The 8,186-nt window shown below is 30.9% G+C and carries 7 protein-coding genes and 1 pseudogene; 4 read left to right on the top strand and 4 right to left on the bottom strand.

Going from position 1 to position 8,186, the window contains the following annotated elements; all coding sequences use genetic code 11:
- Positions 1 to 106: 106 nt before the first annotated feature.
- The 4 genes and pseudogenes from ACEW8E_RS00785 to ACEW8E_RS00770 form a co-directional block, all read right to left on the bottom strand.
- Positions 107 to 1,204 (bottom strand): annotated as a pseudogene (locus tag ACEW8E_RS00785) (ISAs1 family transposase).
- Positions 1,137 to 1,844: a hypothetical protein gene (locus ACEW8E_RS00780; RefSeq protein ID WP_373478436.1), complete on the bottom strand. Its 708-nt coding sequence runs from the start codon at positions 1,842 to 1,844 to the stop codon at positions 1,137 to 1,139. The pseudogene ACEW8E_RS00785 and the gene ACEW8E_RS00780 overlap by 68 nt, the downstream one beginning before the upstream one ends.
- Before the next feature lie 229 nt (positions 1,845 to 2,073).
- Complete coding sequence (xerC, locus tag ACEW8E_RS00775; RefSeq protein WP_373478435.1) at positions 2,074 to 3,366, bottom strand: tyrosine recombinase XerC; 1,293 nt, start codon at positions 3,364 to 3,366, stop codon at positions 2,074 to 2,076.
- Between the two features lie 278 nt (positions 3,367 to 3,644).
- A complete protein-coding gene (locus tag ACEW8E_RS00770) occupies positions 3,645 to 3,851 on the bottom strand; it encodes a hypothetical protein (RefSeq protein WP_373478434.1) in 207 nt (68 codons plus the stop codon).
- A gap of 413 nt (positions 3,852 to 4,264) precedes the next feature.
- On the opposite strand from ACEW8E_RS00770, the gene ACEW8E_RS00765 reads away from it, so the two are divergent.
- The 4 genes from ACEW8E_RS00765 to ACEW8E_RS00750 all read left to right on the top strand — a co-directional run bounded on the left by ACEW8E_RS00765 (position 4,265) and on the right by ACEW8E_RS00750 (position 7,798).
- A protein-coding gene (locus ACEW8E_RS00765) for an IS630 family transposase (RefSeq protein WP_373478433.1) occupies positions 4,265 to 5,403 on the top strand; the annotation gives its coding sequence in 2 pieces (ribosomal slippage) (positions 4,265 to 4,697 and positions 4,697 to 5,403; 1,140 coding nt in all).
- A 197-nt stretch (positions 5,404 to 5,600) separates the two neighbouring features.
- A complete protein-coding gene (locus tag ACEW8E_RS00760; protein ID WP_373478432.1) occupies positions 5,601 to 6,908 on the top strand; it encodes a S1C family serine protease in 1,308 nt (435 codons plus the stop codon).
- Between the two features lie 12 nt (positions 6,909 to 6,920).
- The gene (locus ACEW8E_RS00755) at positions 6,921 to 7,391 is read left to right on the top strand and encodes a hypothetical protein (protein WP_373478431.1); all 471 of its coding nucleotides are present in this window, start codon (positions 6,921 to 6,923) and stop codon (positions 7,389 to 7,391) included.
- An 11-nt stretch (positions 7,392 to 7,402) separates the two neighbouring features.
- Positions 7,403 to 7,798 carry a hypothetical protein gene (locus ACEW8E_RS00750; protein ID WP_373478430.1) on the top strand — a complete coding sequence of 132 codons (396 nt, stop codon included), beginning with the start codon at positions 7,403 to 7,405 and terminating at the stop codon, positions 7,796 to 7,798.
- Positions 7,799 to 8,186 lie beyond the last annotated feature (388 nt).

Below are 8,186 nucleotides of genomic sequence, written 5' to 3'. Positions count from 1 at the left end.
CTTTATTTTTCAATTTTTTGCCATGTAGATCTCTGTCTATCCTGTTTTTACTACATTATAGACTTTTTTCCTCTCTATTTTTCTCATTATTACTTACTATTTTTCCTTAAATTATGTCAGGATTTAGTAATAGTATCTTCCATTTTTTTCTAAACCAATCAATTCCCTGTTTTATTGACTCAAAACCCATTATTCTCAAAAAATTAATAATTATGCTTGTTATTAATGACATTTTATTTTGACTTTTTTTACATTTTATTCTCCGCTTATCTTCTTTAAAAATGGCATCTTTTACCCAATGTACCATATTTTCTATTTTCCAATGACTTTGTATTTTTTGTGCAAATGTCTTTGCTGTTTCTTTTTTGCTGCTAATATAATATACTTTTACTACCTACTCTTTTTTTCCTCTTTTTCCACTTCTCTCTATCATGATAATACTTTGAGGGTGTTGAAAATTTTTATGTTGAATTTTTTGACCATCAAATACTGATACGACTCTTGTTATTTTACGACCGTGACTAAAATCTTTTTTGAGATAATTACTGATAGCTTGTTCTTTTTTCCTTATTAATTCTAATTCTTCAAACAGTTTAATTTGATTTTTTTTGACCGTAATTATATAATCATTACAACGTTCAATAATGATTTGTGTTGTTTCTTTGTTACAATGGGCTGCGTCGAGAGTAAATACTTTGTTAATTAAGGGAATTTGTTTGATCAATTCCTTTACTACCGTGACTTCTGAGGTTTTTTTTCCTTCAAAACTTCGATAATCAATAATTAAGTTTTCCTCACAACTAAAAGCAGAAACAACGTTTAATGTATTTTGACTTTTTTCCTTATAATTAGTCACAGTACCTTTTAAAGTTTTACCATCAATAGCAATATAATCTGGTACATCTTCGTGGTCATAATTTGAATCAATCATCGGGTAAAAAATTGAGAAGAAATCCTCTTCTTCAAGACCCATAATCACTCTTCTAATGGTACTGTAGGAAGGTAGTTTTCTAGAAGTGATATTGAGAAAATCAATAAAAAATTGGGCATTTTCTTGACTAAATTGATAAATCTCTTGATATGTAGAAGAACCACAGCAAAAAGCAGAGAAAATAATAGTTAAAATAGTAGATAGTTCATATCTTTGCCCTCTCTTTGAGCGAAAATCTTTGACAAAGCGAAAAACCTGAAATAAAATGTTCATAACTTATTTTAAATAAACAAAAAATAAGATGGACATGGTCGATTGTATAACCAAAAAATCCATCTTTTTTTAAATTTTGTCCCGACTTTGAAAAAACCCTGCTTCTTAAGCCGTTGTCCCAAAGTAATCTTAAAATAGCATAATCTCTTTTCCCTGATACCGATAGCTGATCAATACCAGATAAAATTAAGTGGATATTCTCAGGGGATGTGCCCTTAGTATCTCGATAAATTTCAGGGGATAGACATCGAACCTTATCCAATAAAAAGTTACATTGCTCATAATCAAAAGCAAATTTAACGAGAGCTTTAACCGAGGCTAACTTAACATTAATGGTATTTGGAGCTAAACCAGCCTCAATCATTATGTTTTGGTAACTACCTAGATAGGCATTAGCCGTTTTAGCATCAAAAGTTAAGTATTGGAGTAAAATCAATTTGACTTGAGACTCAACTAAATCAATCTTTTTACCCTTGCTCACAGTACCAGTAGTAAGGAAATTAGCAAAATGTTTTAGAGCTAGTCTGTAAGTATTTCTAGTAATTTGTTTATGCTGAGAAGCAAGTAACCCGTTGTAAACATCATCAATAGGCTGACTTAAGGGGGCAATTCCAGAGGGAACGATCGTGAAATTTGTCATAATAGTATTAATTAAGATATTAGATAGAACTACCTTTGTCCGAGGTAGTTTTTTATATATAGAATAAAGGAAAAGTGAATTCGAGTTTGAAAAATTTTATTCTCAGACTCTTATTAATAGTATATAAATACTTGTAATTCAAGTTAAAAGGATAGAAGTATTTGTATTACTCCTATCCTTATTTTTTATTTACGCTGATCTCGACTTTGAAAACTATAGGTTGTATTTTTTAGATTTTAGGAATATAGTTTTTGTTCCCGAAATAGTAGTGCTTTAGCAAAGTTTCTGAAGTATCTCCCACATAATCAGCTACACTTTTAAGATCTGCACCACTTTGAAGTTCCAGAGAAATAAAGGTTCTTCTGGTGCTATAAGGTTCAATATAGTAAGGAAGTTTCCCGTCTATTACTAATTGAGGAACACAACCAATTTTGTTTTTAGGTACATCTCCTCGCCAAATTTTACTTATGTAGGTTATTCTCAAATAACCACCTCTGGCATTGCGAAAAACTAGATCATCTTTGCCCATATTAATTTCTAATTTTGAGTAAGCAGCTCTAAGTTCTTCAATAATTTCAGCCGCTCGTGGTTGTAATGGGATATTTCTTACTTTGCCATTTTTAGTTTTGTTTATTAGACAACCATCAGTATATACTTTATCTATGCGTATATAAGTTAAACCGTTTTTAGACGTTACATTACCCCAATTTAAAGCAAATGCTTCTTCAGGTCGAGCTCCTGTTAAAAACAAAAATTCATATAATAATCCTCTAACATCTATTTGAGAGAAAAATTTATTTGTTATCTTTCTTGTCAAAATTGTTTCGATGATTAAATTTCTTTCTTCGATAGTCCACGCCCCATATTCTAATTGTCTATCTTGTACGTCTTTCAAGAATAAGATTTGCTCTCGTTTTTTTTTCGGCAATTTAGAGGCTTTGCCACGATGAGAAGGAAAATTATTGGGAATATTACGGGGGATCAGAGAATTTTCTTTTGCCCATTCAATCATTCGATCTAGAGTACCTAATAATTTATATTGTGTAGTTTTGCCTCTATTTTCAATCAAGTGCTCCGCTATTTTTAATTGACCTTGTTCTGTAAAAACATTAATGTCTTTTACATCAAGAAGACTGTTTCGGTATATTACTCTATATCGTTTCAAGGTTGTGACGGTGATAAAAGCTGAGTAATATTTAACATAACGATCGAACAGTTCTAGTAAATTTAGCTGCTCAACCTGAACATAATCAATTTTTTCTCTGTTAGATGAATGTTTATATTTATCAAGATTGAGAATACTAAAAGCCCCAGTTTCCAAGTCATTTTGAAGAATATTAAGAGTAGTATAAGCCTCTGCCATAGAAGAAGCTGTATTTTTAGCTCCGAAACTAAGATATTTTTGTTTTTTACCAAAATGAATTTGGGCGTATTCACTCGGAATATAAAATTGTATGTTGTTGTGGGGATCAATTTTGATTTTAACTTCTTGTTTTTTCATGATATTTTTTGTTATTTGCATTAGATTGATGGAGTGATATTTTTTCTAGGAAAAAGCAAAATTAGCAGGTACTTATTGGTACGTTTTTGATTTGTAACCATAGAGAATATAAGGAGGTACTCTGGTGGTTATGACCTGCCGACGGTCGTAACTCTATTTATTTAAAAGCCTTTAAAATCAATGGTTGAGCTACTTTTTTTCTTCTAATTGAACTACTTTCTAGGAATTTTTCTAGGAAAGTCTTTTTTTCAGTAGCTCAAACACAAATAGGACGGTACTTACATATCTGTGGTACCGTCCTATTTTTTTTCTGATTTTAACTGGGCTTTTCTTTCTCTGATTTCTTCAATTTCAGAGTGATATTTTTGGCAAGTATCCGTAATTAATTGCCTAACCGTCTCACTCATAGTTAGCCCTTTTAAAACAGATAATATTTTTAGCTCCTCTTTTAAATTTTGGGGAACTTTTAGTTTTAATAATTGTAATTCTTGTTTTTCGATCGGCATGATAGCTCTCTCCTTTTTAGTCGTGAAGATTTGATTCAGAAAGAATTCTCGTAATGCCTTTTCCTTGAATCAGAAAAGAGAGATGGTTGCCGACCTTGAACTTTCTGTGTAAGTTCTATTTAATTTTCTGATTTAATTATACACTATGGCAATCCTAAATGATTTGTGAATAACCTATTTTTTATTTTCAGTTTAAAAAAAAGGGGGGCTAGGGCTGTTTCAAAGTAGGGATTTATAATTACTTAAAAAAGGATATTTAATCAAGGTTAAAATATTTGCTAATTAGACAATAAAATATTTTAGATTTTATTTTTATCTGAGAAAGTAAACTAGACCTACTAGAGCATCAATTTTGTGTTGAGGGATAAAAAAGAGCTAATCTGGAAGAAAATCTTAAATCTTTAGACAAAAAAATGCCGAAGAAAAAATATATTGTGGACCTAACCGATTCAGAAAGAGCAGAACTGGAGGGATTAGTTAAGAAAGGCAAAATAGCAGCATACAAAATGAATCACGCTAGAATATTATTGTTAGCAGATATTAATCAGAAAAAAGGGGGTTATAGGGATGCTCAAATCAGTGAATCATTAAATATTAGTCATGCCACCATAGAGAGAGTACGACAAAGATTTGTACAAGAAGGAATGGAGTCGGCTTTAAATAGACGGGAACAAACAAATCGTCGTCCTAAAATTATTGATGGTGAAAAAGAAGCTTATCTAATTGCAATGGCTTGTAGTGAAAGCCCCATGGGACAAGCAAAATGGACACTTCAAATGCTGGCAGACAAAATGGTGGAATTTCAATATGTGGAAAAAGTATCGAGAGAAACTATTCGAAAAACATAAAAAAAAACGAATTGAAACCATGGCTGAATGAATCATGGGTGATTCCGCCAAAGTCTAATAGTGAATTTGTCTGTTCCATGGAAGATGTCTTGGATATTTATCACCGTGAGTATGATTCTCAAAATCCATGGGTTTGTTTTGATGAGAGTTGTAAACAGTTAGTCAAAGAAGTCAAAGAAAAAATAGAAGCAAAACCTGGACAAAAAGAGCGTTACGACTATCAATATGAACGTAATGGAGTGGCAAATATGTTTATGTTTTTTGAACCGTTACAAGGTTGGCGACATGTAGAAGTAACACAACACAGAACAGCGATTGACTATGGTCAACAGATGAAATATTTAGTCGATGAATGTTATCCCAATGCTGAAAAAATTATAGTAATTCAAGATAACCTCAATACTCATGTAAAAGCATCTTTATACAAGGCTTTTAAACCAAAAGAAGCCAAGAAAATTTTAGATAAACTCGAATTTCATTATACTCCCAAACATGGTAGCTGGTTAAATATGGCAGAAATTGAGTTGAGTGTTTTAAATCGTCAGTGTCTGGCTCGTCGTATTCCGGATATGGATAGTTTGAAACAAGAAATTGCGACATGGGAAAAAAGTCGAAATGAAAAGTCAAATTCAATTGATTGGAGATTTACTACGGATGATGCTCGTATTAAACTCAAGAAACTTTATCCCTCAATTCAAAGTTGACAGACTACTATTACCTTTGGATTATTGTATTCTGCTTTTCGTATCGCTTATGCAGATAATGAACAGCCATAATTTATTTTATCGCACAGCATATCTTTGGTATCAAAAAGAAAGCATAAAAAGAATTTTAAAGATTACTGCATAAATAAGAGATTTTCTACTGATAACTAAATAGAAAGATTTATAAAGAATTTACTATGAATAAGTTTTGTCGTTCAGTAATAGTGTTATTAACAGCTTCCATTAGTTTTTTAACAGTTATTCCTCCGACTTTTTCACAACAAATAAGACAGATAAATATTGAAAACGATTGGCGAACGAGTGACCCCGATGTACCCTTTTCTGAATTAGTAAAAGTAAATAATTCTTTGGGTAACTATTATGTTGTATTTGATAAAAACTATCAGAAATATGGTGGTTGGATAACTGCGGGTACGGAATTAGGAGTAATTACTCGATTTACCTATGATGAAATTGATATTTTTCTTTATCGTAAAGATAGATGTGATGGTATTTTAGGCTGTTTAGGTGCAACACAAGTTCAACAAGGCGGTGAAACTATTGATATTATTTTAGGTAGTGATGTTTTTACCCTTTACGGTGATAATGGTACTTTTCCTGTCAGTCCTCAGTTAAGAAAAGCATTTCAGAATTTACAAGGCAACAGAAATATGAGGATAGTCATTAATAAAACATTAAATAATGATATTGGTGGGGGAACGGTTAATCAACTCACAAAATTATATTCTCTTGTAGATTCTTTAGCTAGTAACTCAATCAACGATAAAATTGCATTAATTCCAGTAAGTCAACAAGAAGCTGAATTAGAAAAATTAATAAGTAATATTATTCCGTCTGTGGTAAAAGTTCAAACTAATTTTGGAGATGCTACTGGTTTTATTCTGACAAAAAACGGTCTTATCATTACTAATCGTCATGTAGTTAGTCGTAGTAATAAAGCACAGATTACATTTTACGATAAAACTAAAGTTGAAGCTGTGGTTGTTCGTAGAGATACTAATGCTGATATAGCCGTATTATCTGTTGGTAATTTATCAGCTCAATTAAAACCATTACCTATTTGTTATCAGAAATATCCTAATCTGGGAGAAAGTGTAATTGCTATCGGTAATCCTCTCTCTCTTAGTAATACTATCACTAGAGGAATAGTTAGCGGTATTCGAGAAACAGAAAGTCAAACTTTAATCCAAACAGATGCCGCCGTTAATCCAGGTAACTCAGGTGGTCCACTCTTAAATAAATATGGAGAAGTGGTAGGAGTAGTTAATGCTCGAATAGGAGGGGCTGGAATACAAGGATTAGGATTTGCCGTATCCATAATTAATGCTTTGGACAATTTAGAAATGACAGTAGATAAAAATTTATCTGGACAACTAAATAATTGTGGTAATCCGATTATAGGAATAGAAATTAATAATCCTCAAGAAACTAGACCATTACCACTATTACAAAAAGATTTGTCTCCTTTACCACCATTAAAATAATAACCAAAATAAATGGAAAATAATACTTCTGTACCTAATAATCAGGATAATTTATTAATAGTGAATGAACTGAAAAAAGTTAATCAAAAACTGAGTGAAATTCAGAAAAATAATTCTACTAATAATGTTAATGAATTACAAAAACAAATAAAGACAATGCAAAATAGTTTAATTATTGTTATTGGTTTATTTATGTTAGGCATTGCATTTAATATATTTTATGCTAATAAACAATATAGTTTATTGCGAATATTAAACTCTAATGATTCTGAACAATTAAGTCAATTAAATCAATTAAACAGTCAAACAAATAGCCCAGAAAAGTACGAATATCAAGTTGTTTCACCCTCTGATTATGTCTTTGATGAAGAAATGAATAAATATGGTCAATTAGGATGGAAAGCAACAGATTGTCGTAGAGCAACATCTGGTTCATATAGTGTTTCAGCTAGTTATGAGTGCATTATGATTCGTAAGAAATAAGGGGTAAATTTATGGATATAACAGTTATTCAATCAAGTATAAATCAGCTACAAAATCAGCTAAAACTAACTTTAGATAATCTTTCATCAGTAAAGTTACAAATAAAGCAGATTAATCTCATTCAAAAACAATTAAGAGCGATTAAAAAAGAGGTTAATTTAGTGATAAAGCAAATCAATCAAACTGCATCTCAATCAACTCCTGATAGTTTAATTTCTGTGGGATTAGACTTATTTGGAAAAAAGAGACTAGCAGGTCAAATTAGACAGTCCACAAGGAGGGCAATTCAAGCAGATAAAATTAATTTGAGACAACCCTATATTAATTTAAAAAATTATATTGATATGCTCATTTTAGAAGGGGATAAACTCAAACTAAAAGCAGAACAATTTTTAACTAATTATTAAGAGATAATCATGGAAAAAAGTAACTATAATTTACTCAGAAATATTTATAATACCAGCAAAGCATCAAAAGAAGATCAGGAAACTTATGTTGCATCAACCTTCGATGAATTAGTGTTGAACTATGAACTGATTTGGAATGACCTGTTAACAACGGATTAGGAAAATAAATTTAAAAATATTAATCAGTAATCTAAAATGATTCAACAATCTAACTTATTAAGATCAGGAATAAGGGATAACCATAATCGGGGTACTGTAGCTGATTTTAGTCTAAAATATAACTAATTATGTAATGAATAAATTTGGTTAAGTTGAGATAATTTTTCTCTAAATTTACATTTAATAGATTCTGGATAAATTATTTCACAGTTATTCCAATATTTAGCTA

This window comes from Geminocystis sp. (assembly GCF_041753295.1).
Lineage (GTDB): Bacteria > Cyanobacteriota > Cyanobacteriia > Cyanobacteriales > Cyanobacteriaceae > Geminocystis.
Note: the sequence above shows the minus strand (reverse complement) of the source record. Positions and strands in the feature narration are given on the sequence as shown.

Bases quoted from the DNA above. Each gene is read 5' to 3' on its own strand.
- ACEW8E_RS00780 (WP_373478436.1), bottom strand. From the start codon at position 1,844: ATGACAAATTTCACGATCGTTCCCTCTGGAATTGCCCCCTTAAGTCAG.
- xerC (WP_373478435.1), bottom strand. From the start codon at position 3,366: ATGCAAATAACAAAAAATATCATGAAAAAACAAGAAGTTAAAATCAAA.
- ACEW8E_RS00770 (WP_373478434.1), bottom strand. From the start codon at position 3,851: ATGCCGATCGAAAAACAAGAATTACAATTATTAAAACTAAAAGTTCCC.
- ACEW8E_RS00760 (WP_373478432.1), top strand. From the start codon at position 5,601: ATGAATAAGTTTTGTCGTTCAGTAATAGTGTTATTAACAGCTTCCATT.
- ACEW8E_RS00755 (WP_373478431.1), top strand. From the start codon at position 6,921: ATGGAAAATAATACTTCTGTACCTAATAATCAGGATAATTTATTAATA.
- ACEW8E_RS00750 (WP_373478430.1), top strand. From the start codon at position 7,403: ATGGATATAACAGTTATTCAATCAAGTATAAATCAGCTACAAAATCAG.